This is a genomic window from Micromonospora craniellae, assembly GCF_014764405.1.
Lineage (GTDB): Bacteria > Actinomycetota > Actinomycetes > Mycobacteriales > Micromonosporaceae > Micromonospora > Micromonospora craniellae.
The window spans coordinates 4,537,463-4,558,258 of the sequence record NZ_CP061725.1 but is presented as its reverse complement, the minus strand read 5'-3'; the positions used below and the strand labels follow the sequence as shown (position 1 = coordinate 4,558,258).

Annotated in this window: 15 protein-coding genes; 3 read left to right on the top strand and 12 right to left on the bottom strand. The window is 72.7% G+C overall.

All coding sequences use genetic code 11. The features are described 5' to 3' along the window. The first annotated feature begins 31 nt into the window (after window positions 1-31). Window positions 32-1,516 carry an SDR family oxidoreductase gene (locus tag ID554_RS20725; protein ID WP_117225983.1) on the top strand — a complete coding sequence of 495 codons (1,485 nt, stop codon included), beginning with the start codon at window positions 32-34 and terminating at the stop codon, window positions 1,514-1,516. Window positions 1,517-1,531: 15 nt separating this feature from the next. Here ID554_RS20725 and ID554_RS20720 read toward each other — a convergent pair whose 3' ends face one another. From ID554_RS20720 to prmC, 4 genes are all read right to left on the bottom strand, one after another. Further along, window positions 1,532-3,643 (bottom strand): transglycosylase domain-containing protein, encoded by a 2,112-nt coding sequence (locus ID554_RS20720; protein ID WP_117225984.1) that lies wholly within the window; start codon window positions 3,641-3,643, stop codon window positions 1,532-1,534. 95 nt (window positions 3,644-3,738) lie between these two features. Further along, window positions 3,739-4,350, bottom strand: a complete 612-nt coding sequence (locus ID554_RS20715) for an arsenate reductase/protein-tyrosine-phosphatase family protein (protein ID WP_117225985.1) — start codon at window positions 4,348-4,350, stop codon at window positions 3,739-3,741. Then, window positions 4,351-4,995 carry an L-threonylcarbamoyladenylate synthase gene (locus ID554_RS20710; protein ID WP_117226418.1) on the bottom strand — a complete coding sequence of 215 codons (645 nt, stop codon included), beginning with the start codon at window positions 4,993-4,995 and terminating at the stop codon, window positions 4,351-4,353. It lies immediately after the preceding gene. Further along, on the bottom strand, window positions 4,995-5,954 hold the full coding sequence (gene prmC / locus ID554_RS20705; protein ID WP_191088591.1) for a peptide chain release factor N(5)-glutamine methyltransferase: 960 nt from the start codon (window positions 5,952-5,954) through the stop codon (window positions 4,995-4,997). Before prmC ends, ID554_RS20710 begins: the two co-directional genes overlap by 1 nt. Before the next feature lie 75 nt (window positions 5,955-6,029). Between prmC and ID554_RS20700 the strand changes: the two genes are divergently transcribed. Next, complete coding sequence (locus ID554_RS20700) at window positions 6,030-7,580, top strand: GGDEF domain-containing protein (RefSeq protein ID WP_117225987.1); 1,551 nt, start codon at window positions 6,030-6,032, stop codon at window positions 7,578-7,580. A gap of 6 nt (window positions 7,581-7,586) precedes the next feature. Here the strand turns inward: ID554_RS20700 and prfA are convergent, their stop codons facing one another. From prfA to ID554_RS20665, 7 genes are all read right to left on the bottom strand, one after another. After that, the gene (prfA, locus tag ID554_RS20695; protein WP_117225988.1) at window positions 7,587-8,675 is read right to left on the bottom strand and encodes a peptide chain release factor 1; all 1,089 of its coding nucleotides are present in this window, start codon (window positions 8,673-8,675) and stop codon (window positions 7,587-7,589) included. Between the two features lie 94 nt (window positions 8,676-8,769). Beyond that, entirely contained in the window at window positions 8,770-8,994 is a 225-nt protein-coding gene (gene rpmE, locus ID554_RS20690; protein WP_117225989.1) for a 50S ribosomal protein L31, read from the bottom strand. Between the two features lie 268 nt (window positions 8,995-9,262). Next, a complete protein-coding gene (gene rho / locus ID554_RS20685) occupies window positions 9,263-11,194 on the bottom strand; it encodes a transcription termination factor Rho (protein WP_117225991.1) in 1,932 nt (643 codons plus the stop codon). A gap of 295 nt (window positions 11,195-11,489) precedes the next feature. Then, window positions 11,490-12,434, bottom strand: coding sequence for a homoserine kinase (thrB, locus tag ID554_RS20680; protein WP_117225992.1), 945 nt, complete (start codon window positions 12,432-12,434; stop codon window positions 11,490-11,492). 71 nt (window positions 12,435-12,505) lie between these two features. Beyond that, on the bottom strand, window positions 12,506-13,750 hold the full coding sequence (locus ID554_RS20675) for an MFS transporter (protein WP_117225993.1): 1,245 nt from the start codon (window positions 13,748-13,750) through the stop codon (window positions 12,506-12,508). Between the two features lie 116 nt (window positions 13,751-13,866). Beyond that, window positions 13,867-17,148: an efflux RND transporter permease subunit gene (locus ID554_RS20670; RefSeq protein WP_117225994.1), complete on the bottom strand. Its 3,282-nt coding sequence runs from the start codon at window positions 17,146-17,148 to the stop codon at window positions 13,867-13,869. 9 nt (window positions 17,149-17,157) lie between these two features. Then, window positions 17,158-19,047, bottom strand: coding sequence for an ABC transporter ATP-binding protein (locus ID554_RS20665; protein ID WP_223884166.1), 1,890 nt, complete (start codon window positions 19,045-19,047; stop codon window positions 17,158-17,160). Between the two features lie 73 nt (window positions 19,048-19,120). Between ID554_RS20665 and ID554_RS20660 the strand changes: the two genes are divergently transcribed. After that, window positions 19,121-19,687 (top strand): TetR/AcrR family transcriptional regulator, encoded by a 567-nt coding sequence (locus ID554_RS20660; RefSeq protein WP_223884165.1) that lies wholly within the window; start codon window positions 19,121-19,123, stop codon window positions 19,685-19,687. A gap of 35 nt (window positions 19,688-19,722) precedes the next feature. On the opposite strand, the gene thrC is transcribed toward ID554_RS20660, so the two are convergent. Beyond that, window positions 19,723-20,772, bottom strand: coding sequence for a threonine synthase (thrC, locus tag ID554_RS20655; RefSeq protein WP_117225995.1), 1,050 nt, complete (start codon window positions 20,770-20,772; stop codon window positions 19,723-19,725). Between the last annotated feature and the right edge of the window lie 24 nt (window positions 20,773-20,796).

The following is a 20,796-nucleotide window of genomic DNA, read 5'->3' as shown; positions in this document are numbered from 1 at the left end:
CCCGAGTCTATTCGGCCGCAGACTGGAGGCCGTGAGATGCCTGGTGACCGGTGCGACGGGGTACATCGGCGGGCGGCTGGCGCCCCGCCTGCTGGCGGAGGGGCACACGGTGCGCTGCCTGGCCCGGCGGGCCGGACGGCTGCGGGACGTGCCCTGGGCCGGGCAGGTCGAGATCGCCGAGGGCGACCTGAGCCGGCCGGAGAGCCTGGCCGGGGTCTTCGACGACGTCGACGTCGCGTACTACCTGGTGCACTCGCTCGGGCAGGCCGGTTTCGCCGACACCGACCGGCAGGCCGCGTCGGCCTTCGCGGCGGCGGCGCACGCGGCGGGCGTACGCCGCATCGTGTACCTCGGCGGCCCGGAGCCGGCGGCCGGCGACGCGTCGTCGGCGCACCTGCACTCGCGGACCGAGGTGGGCCGGATCCTGCTGGACAGCGGCGTGCCCACGGTGGTGCTGCGCGCGGCGGTGGTCATCGGTTCCGGCTCGGCCTCGTTCGAGATGCTGCGCTACCTGACCGAACGGCTGCCGGTGATGGTCACCCCGCGCTGGGTGGCCAACCGGGTGCAGCCGATCGCCGTCCGGGACGTGCTGCACTATCTGGTCCGCTGCGTGAGCCTGCCGCCGGAGGTGAACCGCGCCTTCGACATCGCCGGCCCGGACGTGCTCACCTTCGGCGACATGATGCAGCGGTACGCCATGGTCGCCGGGCTGAGCCGCCGGGTCCTGCTGCCGGTCCGCGCGCTGACGCCCGGGCTCTCCTCGTACTGGGTCGGGCTGGTCACCCCGGTGCCGAACGCGCTCGCCCGCCCGCTGGTGGAGAGCCTGGTGCACGAGGCGGTGGCACACGAACACGACATCGGGGCGTACCTGCCGGACCCGCCCGAGGGGTTGACCGGCTTCGACCGGGCAGTCGAGCTGGCCCTGGCGAAGGTACGCGACGCCGAGGTGGAGACCCGCTGGTCGTCGGCGGCGGGGCGGGACGCCCCGGCCGAGCCGCTGCCCAGCGACCCGGAGTGGAGCGGTGGCAGCGTCTACACCGACGTGCGGGAACAGGCGGTGACCGCCTCGCCGGAGGCGCTGTGGCGGGTCATCGAGGGGGTCGGCGGCCAGCACGGCTGGTACTCGTTCCCGCTGGCCTGGTCGGTGCGGGGCTGGCTGGACCGGCTGGTGGGCGGCGTCGGGCTGCGCCGGGGCCGCCGCCATCCGCACCGGTTGCGGGTGGGTGAGGCGCTGGACTTCTGGCGGGTGGAGGAGATCGTCCCCGGTGAGCTGCTGCGCCTGCGGGCCGAGATGCGGCTGCCCGGCCGGGCCTGGCTGGAGCTGCGGGTGCGGCGCGACGACGACGGTCAGCTCCGGTACCGCCAGCGGGCGGTGTTCCTGCCCCGGGGGCTCGGCGGGCACGCGTACTGGGCGGTGGTGGCGCCGTTCCACGCGGTGGTCTTCGGCGGGATGGCCCGCAACATCGCCGCGGACGCCGAGCGGGCCGCCGTCGAGGCGCCGCCGGCCGTGCCCTGACCCGGGCCCGATCGCTCAGTCGTCGCTGCGGCTGGTGGTGTACCGCCAGGCGGTCGTCTCACTGGGCGGCACGAAGTCGCGTGACGGCACGTCGCGCAGCGCGAAGGCGAGAATCTCTCCCACTCCCTCCACCAACCGGCCCTGCACCGCCTGACCGACCGCGTCCTGCGGATCGTCGGGGTTGGCCGCAATCGCCGCCACCGCGAGCTGCGGGGTGAACGCCACCATGGTCTCCGTGGCGTACCGGTCGGAGCTGCCCGTCTTGCCGCCCACCGGCCGTCCGAGCTGATCGTGCAGGCCGGTGGCCGTGCCGCCGGAGCAGCCTCGGTACATCGACTGGTCCCCGACCGGGCAACGGGCGGCGTCCGCCGCCGCCCGGGCCACGTCGACATCGAGCACCTGACGGCAGTCCGGCTGGCCCGCGGTCACCCGGCGGCCGGTGCCGTCGACGATCGAGGTCACCGGGGTGGGCGCACACCACGTCCCCTCGGCCGCCAGCGTGGCGTACGCACCGGCCAGGTCCAGCGGGGTGCTGGCGGCCACCCCCAGGGTGAACGGTCCCCACTCGCGCGCGCCGTGCCGGGCCAGCCGGGCGTCCCCCCCGGCCCGCAGCACGATGCCGAGCCGCTCGGCCATCTCGACGACCCGGTCGGCGCCGACCCGCTCGGTCAGCCAGACGAAGTACGTGTTGACCGACTCACCGAACGCGGTCCACATGTCGTGCTCGCCGCGCATCGAGACGGTGGCGTTCGACGGGCACCAGTACCCGCCGCAGCTCGCATCGCCGCTGACCTGGTAGTCGGTGATGATGCGCGACGGGGCGTCAAAGACGGTCCGCAGCGGCATCCCGGCCTCCAGCGCGGCCAGCATGGTGAACAGCTTGAACGTCGAACCTGCCTGGTACCCGACGATCGTGCCGCCACCGGCGACGAGCTGGTTGACGGTGTTCGGGTAGTTGGTCTGCCCTGACGGGTTGGCCTCGACGCTGTAGTTGCGGTTCACCGACATGGCGAGCACCCGCCCGGTCCCGGGCTCGACGACCGCGGTCGGCATGGCGTACGGCTCGTCCACCGAGTAGATCCGCCGCACCTGCTCGGTGGTGGCACGCTGCACGCTCGGGTCGAGCGAGGTGACGATGGTGAAACCGCCCCGACGCAGGGTGCGCTGCCGCTCGTCGACCGTGCCGCCGAACGCCTTCTGCTCGTTCCACCACCGGGTGAACCAGTCGCAGAAGAAGCCCCAGTCGTTGTGCCCCGCGGGCACCCCGGTGCAGTCGTTCGGCGTCTCGCTGGGGCGCAGGTTCAGCGGTTCGGCCCGGGCCGCGTCCGCCGCCTCGGCGGTGACCTGACCGGTGCCGGCCAACTGGTCCAGCACGTACCCCCGGCGGGCCGTGGCGGCGTCCGCGTCGCCGTGGATGGGGTCGTCGGTGTGCGGGGAGCGGACCAGCCCGGCCAGCAGCGCCGCCTGCGCCAGCGTGAGCTCGGCCGGCGAGGTGGAGAAGTAGCGCTTGCTGGCGGCGGCGATGCCGTACGCCCCGGCCCCGAAGTACGCGATGTTCAGGTACCGGGCCAGGATCTGGTCCTTGGTCAGCTCCCGCTCCAGCGCCAGCGCGTACCGGATCTCCTGGATCTTGCGGGCGGTGCTGACCTCGGTGGCCGATGCCCGTTGCGCCTCGGTCAACCGGGGGTCCGTGCTCAACACGTTGCGGACGTACTGCATGGTCAACGTGGAGGCGCCCTGCCGGGTGCTACCGGAACCCCGGTTGGCGGCGAAGGCACGCGCCACGCCCCGCAGGTCGACCCCGCTGTGCTCGTGGAACCGGATGTCCTCGGCGGCGATGATGGCCTGGCGCATCACCGGAGCCACCTCGTCCAGCGGCACGTCCATCCGGTCCTCCTGATAGAAGGAGGTGATCAGGGTGGTGCCGTCCTTGGCGTACAGGTTGGACCGCTGGGCCGTCGGTGGCGTCCGCAGTGTGTGGGGCAGCTCCGAGTACGGCGCGGACATCGTCGAGAAACCGATCCCGAACACCAGCGCGGCCGGCAGCGCCGTCACCGCCAGGGCCAGGCCGGCCAGCGTGCCGGCCAGCAGGACGGTGAACACTTTCGGCAGGAACGCCCGGGTCATCAGATCTCCCCGCAGGAGCCGTCAGGACCCTCCCAGAATGGCGCTAACGATCCTTTGCGCCCTGGTTTTCCTCAAACCCGGAGGAAGTTCACCAATCAGGGCAACAGACTCGCCGCGAGCGGGTGGATCGTCTCCTCGATCTCGTCCGCCACCCGGCTGAAGCACTGGTCGCCGCGCCCCCACGGATCGTCGAGGTCGTCGCTGGGCAGCAGGGACATGCCCGGGCGGGCCACGTTCGCGGCCTCCACCACCGCCACGCCACGGGCATACACCGCATCCGGCGTGGCCTCGGCCGAGGGCAGCGCGTCCCGGTCCAACGCGGTCAGCAGCCGACCGAACTCGCCCAGCACGAAGGTGCGCGCGGCGGCGTCCGGGCGCAGCGCCACCACGTACTCCTGCTGGTCGGCGGTGGCGGTCAGGACCAGGTCCGCGGCGTCGATGTGGTCGGACCGCAGTTTCCGGGCGGCGAAGCCGGCCACGGTGCCGCCCCGGGTGGTCACCTGGCGGGCCGCCGGCGGGTTCATCTCCTCGCCGGCGTGCCAGCCGCCGGTGCCGGCGCTGTGGCTGTGCAACAGCTCCTCGGCCCGGCCGGGGTCGAGATCACGCCGGGCCAGCCGCTGAGCCACCGCGAGGCTGAGCAGCCGCTCCGCCATCGGCGAGCGACAGATGTTCCCCATGCAGACGTGCAGGACGGTGAACGGAGGCATTCACGCCACCTGGCTCTCGACCAGCTCCGGCACCACTTCGCGCAGCCGGGCCAGGCCGATGGCGCCCTCCCGGACCACCGTCGGCACCTCGCCGGTCAGGTCCACGATCGTGCTGGGCAGCGGGTCGACAGCGGGTCCAGCCTCCAGGTAGGCCCGTACCGAGTAGGCGAGCTGCTCCCGGGCCTCGTCGGCGGTGTGCGCCGCCGGGCGGCCGATCTTGTTGGCCGAGGCGACCGCCATCGGCCCGGTCTCCCGCAGCACCTCCAGCGCCACCGGGTGCAACGGCATCCGGACCGCCACCACGCCGCTGTCGTCGCCGAGATCCCACCGCAGGCTCGCCGAGTGCTTCACCAGGATGGTCAGCGCCCCCGGCCAGAACGCCTCCACCAGATCGCGGGCGGCCTGCGGCAGCGTGTAGACCAGGCCGTCGAGGGTGTGCCGGGAGCCGATCAGCACCGGCGGCGACGCCTGCGTCCCGCCCTTGGCGTCCACCAGCGCCTTCACCGCGTACGGGGTGAAGGCGTCGGCACCGACCCCGTACACGGTGTCGGTCGGCAGGACGACCAGTTCGCCGTTGCGCACCGCCTCGATGGCCGCAGCGATGCCGCGGTCCCGGTCGGCGAGGGACCGGCAGTCGTAGAGCATCACGAGGAGCCAGTCTGCCACGTGTCGGCCGTCGGGGGTCGCCGGTGGTCCGTGCGACGGAACGCGGTGGCGAAACGGGACCGGTCGGCGAGGTCGTGGTGGGCGGTGATCGCGGTGTAGCGGCCGTCGGCGGCCAGCAGGTCCGGCACCGACGCGCCGTGGGTGTCGTCGTGCTCCACGCCGACGGCGCCACCGGGGCGCAGCAGGTCCGCCGCCCGCCGCAGCACCGGCCGGATCACGGTGAGGCCGTCGCCGCCGCCGAACACCGCCTCGGCCGGGTCGTGTCCGGCCACCTCCGGCGGTACGGCCACCGCGAGCGGCACGTAGGGCGGGTTGCAGAGCAGTACGTCCACCCGACCGACCAGCTCCGCCAGCAGGTCCGGTGCGGTCACGTCGGCCGCCAGCACCTCGATCGGCCGGTCCCCCGCCGCCGCCCGGGTCGCCGCGTTGCGGCGCAGCCAGGTCAGCGCGGCGGGTGAGCGCTCCACCGCCACCACCCGGGCCGCCGGCACCTCCTGCGCCACCGACAACGCGATCGCCCCCGATCCGCTGCACAGGTCCACCACCACCGGGGTCGTCCCGTCGGCCACCCGCTCGGCGGCCCGCTCGACACCCCAGCCGGCGAGCAGTTCGGTCTCCGGGCGGGGCACGAAGACGCCCGGCCCGACGGCCAACTCCAGGTGCCGGAACCCCGCGCTCCCGGTGAGGTGTTGCAGTGGCTCCCGCCGGGAACGCCGGGTCACCAGCGCCTCGAAGCGGTCCAGTTGCTCGTCGGTGAAGCCGTCGGCGAGCGCCAGCCGTCCCCGGGGCACCGCCAGCACGTACGCGGCCAGAAGTTCCGCCTCGGCGCGGGCCGAGGGCACCCCGGCGTCGGCCAGGACCCGGGCGGCCCGCGCCAGCACGGCGGTGGGACGCTCGCGTCTCGTCCCTTCGGACGGGTGTTGCGGCAGGGAGGTCACGCCATAATCATGAGTCGTCGCGGTGCACGTGCATAAGCGGGTGCATCCGGCGACACACCGACGGGAGGTTCGCGGGTGGGCTGGCTCGACCGGGTCGATGACCAGGTTGACGCCCTGACGAAGGCGCGGGCGTTGCAGGAGGTGAGCCGCTCGACCGAGGCGTACGCGTTGCTGGATCGGGTGCTGCGCAGCACCGCCGACCCCCGGGCCCGCGCCGACGCGCTCGTCCAGCGGCTCTCCGCGTTGATCAATCTCGGTCGTACGGCGGAGTACACCCGGGCCATCGAGGAGGCGTCCGCAGCCGTACGCGACCTCGCCGAGCCCTACCTGCACGGGCACCTCAACGCGCTGGCCGCACTGGCCGCCCACCATCAGGGCGCGCTGGACCGCTGCGTGACGCACCTGGTGAAGGCGGCACGGGCCCTGGGCGCGGTGGACGACCCCGATCGCGACACCGCCTGGGGCTGGCACGACCTGGCGATGGCGTACTCGTACCTCAGCTTCCACGGCTACGCGCTCGGCGCGATCGAACGGGCCCGTCAGCTCGGCACCACCGCCGGCATCCCGCAGGAGACCTTCGCCGCTCCCGGAATCCGGCTGCGTAACGCGGTCGCCCTGGACCACACCGGCGACAGCGACGGCTGCCTGCGGGTCCTGCGGGACGTCGCCACCGACCTCGACCGGTTCGTCGCCGCCGGTCGCGCCGACCGGCTACGGCCGAGCAGCCTGGCCGCGTACGGCTACGCGGCGGCCCGCCGGTCCGCTCTCGGCGACGCGATCGACTCGCCCGCAGGTGCCGATCCGGCGCGGTTGCTCGGCCACGGCGCGGACAGCGCCCGGGCCCGCGACATGCGCCAGCTCGGGCAGGCGTGCCTGGCCGTCGCGGCCGGCCGGCCGATCGAGGCGGTCACCCGGCTGGACGCCGTCCAGGTATCCGCCGAGACGCTCGGCGCGGCCGAACCGGCGCGCCTGCGCAGCATCGCGCTGGCCCGCGCCGGTGACCACGCGGCCGCGCACCGCGCCGACCGGCTGGCCTTCCGGCTCGCCGCCCAGCGGCACGACCGCCTCCGCGACGTCTACATCGACGGCATCGCCGCCCGGATCGACCACGAGGAGATGCGCCGCGAGGCGGCGCGGTTCGAGGGCGAGGCGCTGACCGACCCGCTGACCGGCCTACCGAACCGGCGACGGCTGGAGCGTTACATCGCCTCGGTGATCGCCCGGGGCGAGCGGGTGGTGATCGGCGTCTGCGACCTGGACGGCTTCAAGGCGGTCAACACCCGGCACGGGCACCACTCGGGCGACCTGGTCCTCCAGCGGGTCGCCGGGGTGATCAACCGGGTGATGCGCCGGGGCGACTTCGTGGCCCGCTACGGCGGCGACGAGTTCGTGGTGGTGCTGGCCGGCGCCGGGATGTCCGAGGCCGCCGAGGTGGCGCGTCGGATCAACGCCGCGATCCGGACCGAGGACTGGGAGTCGCTGGTGCCCGGCACTCCGGTCGGCGTCAGCATCGGCTTCGCCGAGGTGGGCGCCGCCGGGCCCAGGCAACGGGACGCGCTCGGCGCCGCCTTCGAGGCCGCCGACCGGGAGATGCTGCGGGCCAAGGCCCGACCGCGTACCGCCTGAGCAGCGTCAGCGGCGAGTCAACTCCGGGTCGCCGGCCAGGCGGGCGGCGCGGTCCGCCTCGCCGAGCGCGTCGAGCACACCGTCCAGATCGCCGGCCAACGCCAGATCCAGGTTGTACGCCGTGTACCCGATCCGGTGGTCGGTGATCCGGTTCTGCGGGAAGTTGTAGGTGCGGATCCGCTCCGAGCGGTCCACCGTGCGGACCTGTGCCTTGCGGGCGTCCGAGGCGGCGGCGTCGGCCTGCTCCTGGGCGGCGGCGAGCAGCCGGGCACGCAGGATCCGCAGGGCCTGCTCCCGGTTCTGCAACTGGGACTTCTCGTTCTGGCAGGAGACCACGATGCCGGTCGGCAGGTGGGTGATCCGCACCGCCGAGTCGGTGGTGTTGACCGACTGGCCGCCGGGCCCGGACGACCGGAACACGTCGATCCGCAACTCGTTCGGGTCGATGGTGACGTCGACCTCCTCGGCCTCCGGCAGCACCAGTACGCCGGCCGCGCTGGTGTGGATGCGCCCCTGCGACTCGGTCACCGGCACCCGCTGCACCCGGTGCACGCCGCCCTCCCACTTGAGCCGGGACCAGACGCCATTGCCCCCGTCGGGCACACCCTTGGTCTTGATCGCCAGCGAGACGTCCTTGACCCCACCGAGGTCGGAGTCCTGCGCGTCGATCACCTCGGTGAGCCAGCCCCGCCGCTCCGCGTACCGGGTGTACATCCGCAGCAGGTCACCGGCGAACAACGCGGACTCCTCGCCGCCCTCCCCGGCCTTGATCTCGACGATGACGTCCTTGGCGTCGTGCGGGTCGCGCGGGATGAGCAGCTCGGCCAGGCGTTCCTCCAGCGCCGGCAGCGTCGACGCGATCGTCTCCGCCTCGGCCGCGAACGACGCGTCCTCGGCGGCCAACTCCCGTGCCGCGGCCAGGTCGGCTCGGGCCTGCTCCAGCTCACCGGCGGCCTTGTGCAGCGGCACGAGTTCGGCGTACCGGCGGCCGACCCGACGGGCGGTGCCCTGGTCGGCGTGGATGGCGGGGTCGGCCAGGCGCTTCTCCAGCTCGGCGTACTCGTCGAGGAGGGCGGTCAGGCGCTCGCTGCTCATACTGCGGATCGCTCCTTGGACGGCGGGGAGACCGGACGACAGACGGACGACGCCCGCGTCCGGGCGAAACCGGACGCGGGCGTCGGACCAGGAGCTACTTGGCCTTCTTGGCCTGAACCTTGGCGTACTTCTGCTGGAACTTCGCGACCCGGCCCGCGGTGTCCAGAACACGCTGCTTGCCCGTGTAGAACGGGTGGCAGGCGCTGCACGTCTCGACGTGGATCGAGCCACCCTTCGCGGTGCTGCGGGTGCTGAAGGTGTTGCCGCAGGAGCAGGTGACGTTCGTGGTCACGTACTCCGGGTGGATGTTGGACTTCATCTCGCCTCGGTCCTCTCGTCGTGGTCGCCGGGTCGCCCTCGCGCGCCAATGCGCGCGATCGGGGCGTGAACCGGAACCGGTGGCCGATTGACCAGTTTGCCATGGGCCCGGGCCGACCCGCGAAGCGGGCCGTACCGGCTGGTCGGCCAGGTCAACGCCGGACCCGTTCTCCGCATTCCCCGCACGGGCTCGCGCATTCGCGTCGGTTGAAGCAAGGGGCACGACCGGATCGGCCGCGCCCCTTCGACAAGGTCTCACCCGGTGGAGGTCACTCCCCCGGCGTCGACTTGGCGATCTGCATCAGGAACTCGATGTTGGTGCGGGACTGCTTGAGCCGGTCCAGCAGCAGGTCGAGCGCCGCCTGCGAGTCCAGCGAGTGCAGCACCTTGCGGAGCTTGTGCACGATGGCCAGCTCCTCCGGCGCGAGCAGGATCTCCTCCTTGCGCGTACCGGACGGGTGGATGTCGATGGCCGGGAAGGTCCGCTTGTCGGCGATCTTCCGGTCCAGCTTCAGCTCCGCGTTACCGGTGCCCTTGAACTCCTCGAAGATGACCGTGTCCGCCATCGAACCGGTCTCCACCAGAGCGGTGGCGAGGATGGTCAGCGAGCCGCCGTTCTCGATGTTGCGGGCCGCGCCGAGGAACCGCTTCGGCGGGTACAGCGCGGTGGAGTCGATACCACCTGACATGATCCGGCCGCTGGCCGGCGCCGCCAGGTTGTACGACCGGCCGAGCCGGGTCACCGAGTCGAGCAGTACGACCACGTCGTGGCCCAGCTCGACCAGGCGCTTGGCCCGCTCGATCGCCAGCTCGGCGACGGTGGTGTGGTCCTGCGGCGGACGGTCGAACGTGGCCGCGATGACCTCGCCCTTCACCGAACGCTGCATGTCGGTGACCTCTTCGGGCCGCTCGTCCACCAGCACCACCATCAGGTGGCACTCCGGGTTGTTGTGCGTGATCGCGTTCGCGATCGCCTGGAGCACCATCGTCTTACCCGCCTTCGGCGGCGAGACGATCAGCGCTCGCTGGCCCTTGCCGATCGGCATGACCAGGTCGATCACCCGGGTGGTGAGGATGTGCGGCTCGGTCTCCAGCCGCAGCCGCTCCTGCGGGTACAGCGGGGTGAGCTTGTAGAACTCCGGCCGGCGCTTGGCCTCGTCCGGCTCCATCCCGTTGATGGTGTCCAGCCGGACCAGCGGGTTGTACTTGTCCCGCCGCTGCTCGCCGTCGCGCGCCGCACGCACCGCGCCGGTGATCGCGTCACCGCGCCGCAGCCCGTACTTCTTGATCTGGGACATCGACACGTACACGTCGTTCGCGCCGGCCAGGTAACCGGTGGTCCGGACGAAGGCGTAGTTGTCGAGCACGTCGACGATGCCGGCCACCGGGACGAGCACGTCGTCCTCACCGACCTGCGGCTCGCGGCCGCCGCTGTCGCCGCCGCCCTCGCCACGGTCGCCACGACCGCGTCGACGGTCCCGGAACCGGCTGCGCCGGCTGCGCCGACCGCCGCCCTCGTCGTCGTCACCGTCGTTGTCCCGATCGGCCCGCTGCCCGCGGTCGCCCCGGTCGCCCCGCTCGGTGCGTTCGCCCCGGTCGGCGCGGTCGCCACGCTCCGCACGCTCGGCACGGTCGGCCTTCTCGGCACGGTCGGTGCTGCGCTCCGCACGCTCGGTGCGGTCACTCCGCTCGGTGCGGTCGCCCCGCTCCGCACGTTCGGCGCGGTCGGCGCCACGCTCGCGGCCGGCCCGGCCCTCGGTCCGCTCGCCGGTCTCGGCGGCGGCCTCCTCGGCCCGGGGCTCCGCCGCGACAGCCCGACTGCGCCGGGTCCGGCTGCGGCCCTCGGTCTCGACGCTCGCCGCCGGTTGCTCGGCGCGGCGCTCGGCCTCCGGCCGCTCACCCGCCTCCCGGACCTCCGCGTGGACCTCCTCGCGGACCGGTGCGGCGGCCGCCGCGACCTCGGCCCGTGGTCGAGGGGCCCCGGCGGCGCTGCCCTGGCGCTCGGAGATCGCGCTGATCAGCTCGCCCTTGCGCATGCGAGCCGTACCCGAGATGCCGAGCGACGCGGCCAGGCTCTGCAGCTCCGGCAGCAGCATCGCCGACAGGCCGGTGCCGCTGCGCCGACGCCGGGCAGGAGCAGCGGTAGTGGCATCGCCAGCGACGTTGGAAACATCCGACGTCACGTCGGTGGTGTCGCTCAATGGATTCCTTCCCTCGATAGGCCGGGACTGCCCGGAATCGACTAACAGGTGGCCGGGCGGCCTCGGTGCACCCGCCTCGCATGACGCTTCGCGGGAGTCTGTGACACAGCAGCCGGTCGGTCGCCCGACCCACCAGGAAGCCGGTGAGCGGGTTTCGCCGTCTGCGGCGACCAGTGAAGACTGCGGTGCGGCGTGGGCCTAGGCAGGGGTGACGGGCTTACCGCCGAAAGCTTCGGGGGTGCGCCGACCCGCAGGAGATCGCATGCTTCGCGGCTGTGCTAAGTCTAGAGCGTAATCAACTCTTCCGACCTGCGGCAACAGGGTCCCGCTCCGCGTGTCCGAGTCTACCCCGCTCGACCTGTGCGCCGGGCACGTCTATCGGCAACCGCAGAATCTGCCATTCTGTTCCCGCGTCGAAGCCTTCCGGCAGCTCAGACAGGGCGAGCACAGTCGGGCCGGCCCCACTGACCACGGCCGCCACACCCGCCGCACGCAACGCGTCCACCACCGCGGCCGTACCCGGCATCGACGGTGCCCGATAGTCCTGGTGCAGCCGGTCGACGGTGGCCGGCAGCAACAGATCCGGCTCGGTGGTCAACGCGTGCACCAGCAGCGCCGCCCGCCCGGCGTTGAGCGCGGCGTCACCGTGCGGCACGGTCGCGGGCAGCGCCGCCCGCGCGGACGCGGTCAATCCCCGCTCGGTCGGCACCAGCACCGTCGGGCGTACGCCCTCGGCCACCGGCAACGACACCGCCCGCGCACCGGAGGCCTCCGTCCAGGCCAGCGTGAACCCGCCGAGCAGGCAGGGCGCGACATTGTCCGGATGCCCCTCGATCCGGGCTGCCAGCCGCAGCGCCGCGTCGTCGTCGAGCCGCTGCTCCCCGTCGACCACCAGCGCCCGGGCCAGGAGCACGCCGGCCACGATCGCGGCCGAGGAAGAACCGAGCCCACGCGCCTGGGGGATCCGATTGACGCACTCCAACGCCAGCCCGGACGGCTGCCCGCCGAGCTCGTCAAAAGTCGCCCGCATCGCGCGGACCACCAGGTGCCCGTCGTCGGCCGGCAGGTCGTCGGCACCCTCACCGGCCACCGATACGGCCACGCCTCCCGCCGTCACCTCGGCGGCGACGTCGTCGTAGAGCGCGAGGGCGAGGCCCAGTGCGTCGAAGCCGGGACCCAGGTTCGCACTGGTGGCAGGGACCCGGACCCGGACCGGGCCGGCAGCGAAGGAGGTCGGCACGCGACCATGCTATTCGCCCGGGTACACCCGGCTTCCCGTACCCTGGACACGTCGGCGGCGACGGCGTGCCGCTACGGCACGGCGCTCTGTTCGGGCGCGGCGGCCGGCGTGGTCAGCGAGAGCCGCCGGGTGGCGATCCGCCAGCCGACCGCGTAGGTCAGGGTGACCAGGCCGCAACTGGCCAGCACGATCCGTTCGTCCACCACGTCCACCACGGCGGCGACCGCAAGCTGGCTGACCGAGATCGCCTGGGTCGCCAGCATCATGTCGGTGGCGAACACCCGGCCGCGCAACCGGTCCGGCACCTCGCCCTGCAACGCGAAGTTCGACATCACCCAGTTGCTGCCACCGGCGAAGTGCGCCACGAACACCAGCACCAGCACCAGCGGGAACCAGGGCACCACCGAGGTGCCCAGATAGGCCAGCCCGTACGCCGACATGGACAGTGCCAGTCCGGGCAGCAGCCAGGCCCGGTTGGTCAGCACCCGACGCATCAGGATCGGGCCGACCAGCGCGCCCGCGCCGCGTACGGCGAACAGCAGGCCGGTGCCGAGCGCGCCGACCCCGTACACCCCGGCCAGCAGTGGGAAGACGGTCAGCACGCCGTTGCCGAGGCCCACCGCCGACTTCACCGTCACCAGGGCCAGCACCCGGGGGCGGTGCGCGATGTAGCCCAGCGCCTCGCGAATCGCCGCCCAGGTCTGCGGCGGGGCCTCGTCCCGTTCGCGTGGCGCCTGGAGGGGGCGGCGGATCCGGGTGGCCAGCACGGCGGCGAGCACCAGGGCGATCGCGGCGACCCAGAAGCAGACGTACGGTCCGGCAGCGGCGCTGAGGACCCCGCCGAGGGAGGCACCGACGACGGTCATCGTGCCCCAGGCCGACCCGGCCACCGCGTTGCCGGCGGCCAACTCCTCGGGGTCGAGCACGTTCGGCAGGGCCGCCTGGGCGGCCGGGGAGTAGAACGCCTTGGCCACCGCGACCACGCCGATGCCGAGCATCGCCAGCCAGGCCGTGCCGGCGTCGCGTACGCCGAGCAGGAGCAGGACGCCGACGAGCGCGGCCACGTTCGCGGCGATCATGATCTTGCGGCGGTCGAACCGGTCGGCGATGGTGCCGGTGTACGGCAGCAGCAACGCCACGATGCCGGTGTCCACGGCCAACACCAGCGCACCCCACACCCCGCTGCCGGTGAGCTGCGGCAACAGGACCAGCAACGGCACCATGACGAACCAGTCGGCGCCGAAAACCACCAGTTGGGCCAGGAAGAGACTGCGGAAGTTCCGGTTGCGGGTGATGACCCCGACGGTGGACGCCACGAGGCGGACCCTACCCGGCCCCCCTCCCAGGGTGAGTCGGGGCGCGGACACCCTTCGGGTGTAAGGAGGGGTCCCCTGCTATACACCAGGCGTTAGCAGGGGCCCCCTCCTTACACTCAGTCGGTGGGCGGGAAGGGCGAGTTGCGGCTCTTCGGCAGCCGGAGCACCTCGAACTGGTCGGTGCTCTCTATCAGCGCGCCGGAGGGGGCCGCAGGCACGGGCCGGCTCTCCGGTTTGCGCTCCTCGGCGGGCGACTCGGCCGCAGCCGCCTCCCGTCCGGCCGGCTCGGCCCCGCTCGCGTCGCCCGGGTCGGCGTCGCGCGGCTCGTCCTCGGGCGTCGGGCCGGACCGGCCCCGACGCCGGGCCCGCACCGACGCCTTGGTGTCCTCCACCATGGCGTACAGGGTGGGCACCAGGATCAGCGTGAGCAGGGTGGAGCTGAGCAGGCCGCCGATCACCACGATCGCCAACGGCCGGGAGATGAACCCGCCCTCGCCGGTGAGCCCGAAGGCCATCGGCGTCAACGCGAAGATGGTCGCGATGGCGGTCATCAGGATCGGGCGGAGCCGATGGCGTCCGCCCTCGACCACCGCTTCCCGTACGTCCATCCCCTGGGCCCGGTACTGGTTGACCAGGTCCAGCAGCACGATCGCGTTGGTCACCACGATGCCGACGAGCATGAGTACGCCGATCAGCGCCGGCACGCTCAACGCGGTGCCGGTGGCCAGCAGCAGGACGACCGCGCCGGTGGCCGCGAACGGGATCGAGACCAGCAGGATCAGCGCCTGCACGACGCTGCGGAAGGTCGCCATCATGATCAGGAACACGATCGCGATCGCCGCCAGCACGGCCAGGCCGAGGTCTGCGAAGGTGTCCCGCTGCTCGGCGCTGACGCCGCCGATGGTCAGGGTCGCTCCGGGTACGTCGATCGCGTCGAGTTCGCGTTGCAGCTCGGCGCTGATCGCACCCAGGTCGGAGCCGGTGACCGTGCCGGTCACCGAGACGCTGCGCTCACCGTCGATCCGCCGCACCTGCTGCGGTCCGGTGGTCTCGGTGACCTCGGCGATGTCGTCCAGCTTCACCGCGCCGAGCCGCATCTCGCGCAGCTCCGTCACGGTCGTCGGCGGCGGCGCGGACAGCCGCAGCACCACGTCGCGCGCACCCTCGTCGAGGCTCACCTGGCCCAGCGGCGTACCCCGGAACGCCTGCGCGACCAGCTGACCGACCGCGGCCTCGGTGAACCCGGCCCGGCTGGCGGCCGTCCGGTCGACGGTCACCTCCACCCGCGGCACCTGCTCGGTGCGGGTGGACGAGACGTCTTCGACGCCCCCGAGGCGGGTCAACACCGCCTCGGCCTGCTCGGCGGCCCGGGTCAGCGCCTCGGGGTCGGCGGCGCGCACCACCACGGCCAACTCGTTGGCGGACGCGCCGCCCTGACCGGCCGGGAAGGTGATCTCGCCGGCCTCGGCGCCGAGCGCCCCGATGCGGTCCCGCAGGATGCCGCGCATCTCCTTGGCGTCGGTCTCCTCGCCGAGCAGCAGCGCGTAGCTGGCCACGTTGTTGCCGGCGCCACCGGCCCAGGGCGAGTCGCCACCTCCGGCGGTTACCTGGTACGACCGCACTCCCGGGGTCTCCGCCAGCACCGCCTCGACCCGGCGGGCCGCCGCGTCGGTGCCGGCCAGCCCGGTACCCACCGGCAACTCCTGCCGGATGTTCAAGGTGTCCTGGCCGGAGTCGTCCAGGAAGTTGGTCTCCAGTTGCCGGGACAGGCCGAACGTGCCGAGCAGCACCAGCAGACCGGCCGCCAGGGTGGCCAGGCGGAACACCCGCCGGCCGGTGGCGAACCGGATCACCGGCAGGTACGCCCGCTGCAACGGGCTGCGCAGTTCCCGCTCCTCGGCGGCGCGGCGCACGGCTGCCCCGTCGGCGCCGGTGACCGGCTTCAGGAACCAGTACGCGAGCACCGGCACCACCGTCAGCGAGACCAGCAACGAGGCCAGCAGCGCCACCGTGGTCGTGATCGCGAACGGGGCGAAGAGCTGACCGACGAAGCCGCCGACCAGGGCGATCGGGGCGAAGACCGCGACCGTGGTCAGCGTGGAGGCGGTGACCGCACCGGCCACCTCGCGAACGGCGGTGAGGATCGCCTCCCGTTTCGGCCCGCCGTACGTCAGGTGGCGCTTGATGTTCTCCAGCACCACGATCGAGTCGTCCACCACCCGGCCGACGGCGACCGTCAACGCGCCGAGGGTGAGCAGGTTGAGCGAGTAGTCGCCGATCCAGAGGGCGAGCAGCGCGACCACCACCGACAGCGGGATGGAGACCGCGGTGACCACGGTGGAGCGGATCGACAGCAGGAACACCAGGATGACCACCACGGCCATGATCAGGCCCAGCAGACCCTCGGTACTCAGCGTCTTGATCGACTTCTCCACGAACGGGGCCTGGTCGAGCACGACGGTCAGTTCGGCGCCGGTGGCGGCCCGCAGGCCGTCGAGCCGGTCGGCGACCGCGTGCGAGATCTGCACCGCGTTGCCGTCCGGGTCCGCGGTGACCGCGATCCCCAGGCTCTCCCGACCGTTGGTACGGGTGATCGCGGTGGCCGGGGCGAGCTGCTCGGAGACGGTGGCGACGTCGCCCAGGCGGACCGGACCGGTCTTGCCCTTCGGCGGCGCGACGATGACGGCCCGCAGGTCGTCCAGGGTGGTCAGTGGCGAGCCCACCTGCACCGGCAGCGCCCGGTTGCCGTCCAGGACCGCTCCGGCGGGCACCGTGACCCCGTTGGCCTGCAACGCGGTGCCGATCGCGGTCGGCTGCACCTTGGCCCGGGACAGCTTGGCCGGGTCCGGGGAGATGACCACGAGGTCGTCGCGTACGCCGGTCAGCTCGACGCCGCGTACGCCCTCGATGGCCGCCAGTTCGGGCACCACCGTGTCCCGCAGCTTGGCCGCGAGGGCCCGCTCGTCGCCGCCGCTGGCGGCCAGCACCACGGCCGGCAGGTCGTCCGTGCTGCCCGCGATCACCTGCGGCTCGACCTCGTCGGGCAGCCGGGTGCGGTTCAGCGCGGTCTGCATCTTGTTGACCACGTCGTCCAGGTCGGTACCGAACTCGTACTGCACCTGGATGGTGCTCAGTCCCTCGCTGGATGTGGAGGTGACGCTGTCCAGCGCGGGAATGCCCCGCAGACTGTTCTCGATCGGCACGGTCACCTGGGACTCGACGACCTCGGGTCCGGCACCGGGGTAGGACGCCACGATGAACGCGGCGGGGAACTCCAACGAGGGCAGGAGTTGCTGCTTCAGCGACGGCACGGCGTACGCACCGAACGCCGTGGTCACCACCGCGATGAGGGCTACCAGCCCTCGGTTGGCGAGGCTGAATCTGGCGAGCAGCGACATCGGCGTGGCTCACTCCTGGGGAAGGCGTTCGAAGGGCACGAGCAGTGTGCCCGACCCGGTCCGCCCGTCGCTGCCCGGGGCGGGCACCGGTTCGGCGGTGCCGATCCGCAGCGACGCCACCAGGTCCCGGTACAGCTCGTCGGTGCCCAGCAGGGTGGCGTGGTCACCGACGGCACGGATCCGCCCACGCTCCATCACCACGATCTGGTCGGCGTCGAGCACGGTGGAGAGTCGGTGCGCGATCGTCACCACCGCCCCTTCCCGGGCCCGTTCCCGGACGCACCGGCTCACCACCGCCTCGGTCAGGCCGTCGACCTGCGAGGTGGCCTCGTCGAGCAGCAGCACGTCCGGCGTACGCAGCACCGCCCGCGCCAGCGCGATGCGCTGCCGTTCGCCACCGGAGACGGTGGTGGCCGCCAGCGGCGTGTCCAGCCCGAGCTCCAGCCCGCTCACCTTCTCGTGCAGGTTCACCGCGCGTAGCGCGGCCCACAGTTCGTCGTCGCTGGCGTCCGGGTGGGTGAAGCGCAGGTTGTCCCCGATGGTGCCGGGCACCACCGGCGCCTCCTGCTCCACGTAGGCCAGTCGGCCACGGACCTGCGCCGGGGTGTGGTCCGGGTACCGCCGGCCGTCGAGCAGCACCTCACCGTGCTCCGGTTCGAGGAAGCGCAGCAGCAGGGAGAACAGCGTGGTCTTGCCGGCCCCGGAGGGCCCGACCAGCGCGGTGTGGCCGACACGGGGAATATCCAGGTCGATGTCCCGCACGGCGGGTGGCGCCGAGGGGGCGTACCGGACGGTGACGCCGCGGAGTGTCAGCACCGGCCCGACGAGGTCGCGACGCCCGGCGGCGCCGCCCGGCGGGACGGGCTCCGGCTCGGCGGGCGTGGTGGCGGTCGGCGACGAGCCGGGTTCGGCCTCCAACGCCTCGATCTCGCGGAGCCGACCGGCCGCCGCGATCCCGGCCTGCATGGCGGTGAGGTTCTGGGTGAGTTCGCTGATCGGCCCCATCAGCCCGAAGGCATAGAGCAGGAACGCGATCAGGGTGGACACCTCGATCAGGCCACGTTCGGCCCGCGCCGCGCCGACGCCGAGGATGACGATGATCGCGAGCTGGATGCCGGTCCAGGAGATGGTCCACACCAGGGCGCTGCGCCGGGCGGCGTGGAGTCCGTGCCGGGCGGCGTCGCGGGCGTCCGTGGTGAGCGCCGCCGTCTGGCGCTGCTCGGCGCGGCTGGCCTTGACCGTCCGGATGGCGCGCAGCGAACCTTCCAGGGTGCCACCGAGCCGCCCGACCGATTCCTGGGCCGCCTCCTGGGCACGTCCGATGGACGGCAGCAGCAGTCCCATCAGCACCGCCACCACGACCACCGCGACCATGGTGGCACCCAGCAGCACCAGGTCGAGCGTGCCCATCAGCACCAGCGTCCCGACCAGCGCCAGCGCTCCGTTGGTCAGTCCGACCAGGCTGCCGGACGCCTCGTGCAGCAGCGCGGGATCGGAGGTGGCGCGGGTGACGAGTTCGCCGCCAGAGCGGTGGGTCAGCTGGTCGATCCGGGCGGCGAGGTAGCGGCGGATCACCCCGGTGCGGGCGTCGAGCACCACCTGCTCGGCGATGCGGCCCATCAGGATCCACTGCCACAGCGAGATGGCGGCACCGACCACCACGAGCACCAGCAGCACGGTGACCGGTCGGGCCAGCGAGTCACCGGCGCCGAGGGTGTCCAGCACCCATTTGGTCACCAGCGGGGTGGCCAGCCCGGCCGCGTTGGCGACCAGGCCGAGCAGCAGCCCGATCAGCATCGCCGGCCAGTGCGGCCGGAGGTAGGCCAGCAGCAGCCCGGTGCGGCCCCGCTGAGCGGTCGGCTCGGGTTCGGTCGAGGTGGGTACGGCGGTTGCAGTCACGCGGCAATGGAACACTACTGTTCCACTACGGGCAAGCAATATTCCGGACTCGTACGTTGGTAGCCTTTCCGGCGTGGTGACCACCGACGAGAGCGGCAGCCGGGCACGGACCCGGCAGGCCATCCTGCAGGCCGCGATCGAGGTGCTCGGGCACAACCAGGCCGCCAGCCTGGGCGAGATCGCCACCGCCGCCCAGGTCGGTCGGACCACCCTGCACCGCTACTTCGCCGAACGGTCCGACCTGCTGGCCGCCGTCGCCGCCGAAGGTGCGAGACGGCTCAACGAGGCCACCGGACGCGCCCGCCTCGCCGACGGCACCGGCGCCGAGGCGCTGCTCCGCCTCTGCGCCGAGTACTTCGACCTGGGTGACCTGCTCTCGCTCGTCTTCGCCGAGCCGGCGCTCGTCGAGGACCCGGTCTGGGGCACCGAGGTCTGCGACGACGACTTCTACGCCATGATCGCGCGAGGACACGCCGACGGCAGCATCGACCCGGCGCTACCCGCGCCGTGGTTGCAGTCGGTGCTGTGGTCCCAGTTGTACGGCGGCTGGAGCTACCTGGCCTCCCACGAGGTCTCCCGGCACGAGGCCCTCGGCCTGGTCATCCGGACCGTTGCCGGCGCGGTCGCACCCCGGGGCTGACCGCCCGGCCACGTGGGTGGAACGGGGTCGCCGCCTCAGACCAGGTCGAGCGAGCGGGCCGCGGCCAGCGGGTCGTTGGCGATGGTCACCGGCGCGGGAGCCGTGGTGATGGCCCACTCCGGGTCCTTCAGGCCGTGCCCGGTGACCGTGCAGACCACGGTGGATCCGGCCGGCACCCGACCGGCGGCGGCCTGCTGCAACAGACCCGCCACGCTGGCCGCGCTGCCCAGCTCCACGAAGACGCCGACCTCCCGGGCGAGCAACCGGTACGCGGTCAGGATCTCCCGGTCGGTGACCGCCTCGATCAGCCCGCCGCTGGCCGCGCGGGCGTCCAGCGCCTTCGTCCAGCTCGCCGGGTTACCGATCCGGATGGCGGTGGCGATCGTGGACGGCTCGGGCACCACCTGCCCGGTCACGATCGGCGCGGCACCGGCGGCCTGGAAGCCGTACATCTTCGGGGTACGGGTGGCGTTGCCGGCGTCGCTGTCCTCGACGTAGCCCATCCAGTAGGCCGAGATGTTGCCGGCGTTGCCGACCGGCAGGCAGTGGATGTCCGGCGCGTCGCCCAGCGCCTCCACGATCTCGAACGCCGCCGTCTTCTGACCGTGCAACCGGTCGATGTTGACCGAGTTGACCAGCGCCACCGGGTAGTCCTGGGCGAGCTTGGCGGCCAGCGCCAGGCAGTCGTCGAAGTTCCCGTTGACCTGGAGCAGCTTCGCGCCGTGCACCAGGGCCTGGGCCAGCTTGCCGAGGGCGATCTTGCCCTGCGGCACCAGCACCGCACAGGTCACCCCCGCGCGGGCCGCGTACGCGGCGGCGGAGGCGCTGGTGTTACCGGTGGAGGCGCAGATGATCGCCTTGTTGCCCGCCTCGACCGACTTGGAGACGGCCATCGTCATGCCCCGGTCCTTGAACGACCCGGTCGGGTTCGCGCCCTCCACCTTGAGGTAGACGTCACAGCCGAGCCGGGCGGAGAGCACCGGCGCGGGCAACAACGGCGTGTTCCCCTCGTGCAGCGTGACGACCGGCGTGGCGTCGGTGACCGGCAGCCGGTCCCGGTACGCCTCGATCAGACCCCGCCACATGCGGCTCTCCTCGCTTCTCGTACC

Excerpts from the sequence above, each read along its gene's own strand:
- ID554_RS20720 (WP_117225984.1), bottom strand. The coding sequence starts at position 3,643 with ATGACCCGGGCGTTCCTGCCGAAAGTGTTCACCGTCCTGCTGGCCGGC.
- ID554_RS20715 (WP_117225985.1), bottom strand. The coding sequence starts at position 4,350 with ATGCCTCCGTTCACCGTCCTGCACGTCTGCATGGGGAACATCTGTCGC.
- ID554_RS20710 (WP_117226418.1), bottom strand. The coding sequence starts at position 4,995 with ATGCTCTACGACTGCCGGTCCCTCGCCGACCGGGACCGCGGCATCGCT.
- prfA (WP_117225988.1), bottom strand. The coding sequence starts at position 8,675 with ATGAGCAGCGAGCGCCTGACCGCCCTCCTCGACGAGTACGCCGAGCTG.
- rpmE (WP_117225989.1), bottom strand. The coding sequence starts at position 8,994 with ATGAAGTCCAACATCCACCCGGAGTACGTGACCACGAACGTCACCTGC.
- ID554_RS20670 (WP_117225994.1), bottom strand. The coding sequence starts at position 17,148 with ATGTCGCTGCTCGCCAGATTCAGCCTCGCCAACCGAGGGCTGGTAGCC.
- thrC (WP_117225995.1), bottom strand. The coding sequence starts at position 20,772 with ATGTGGCGGGGTCTGATCGAGGCGTACCGGGACCGGCTGCCGGTCACC.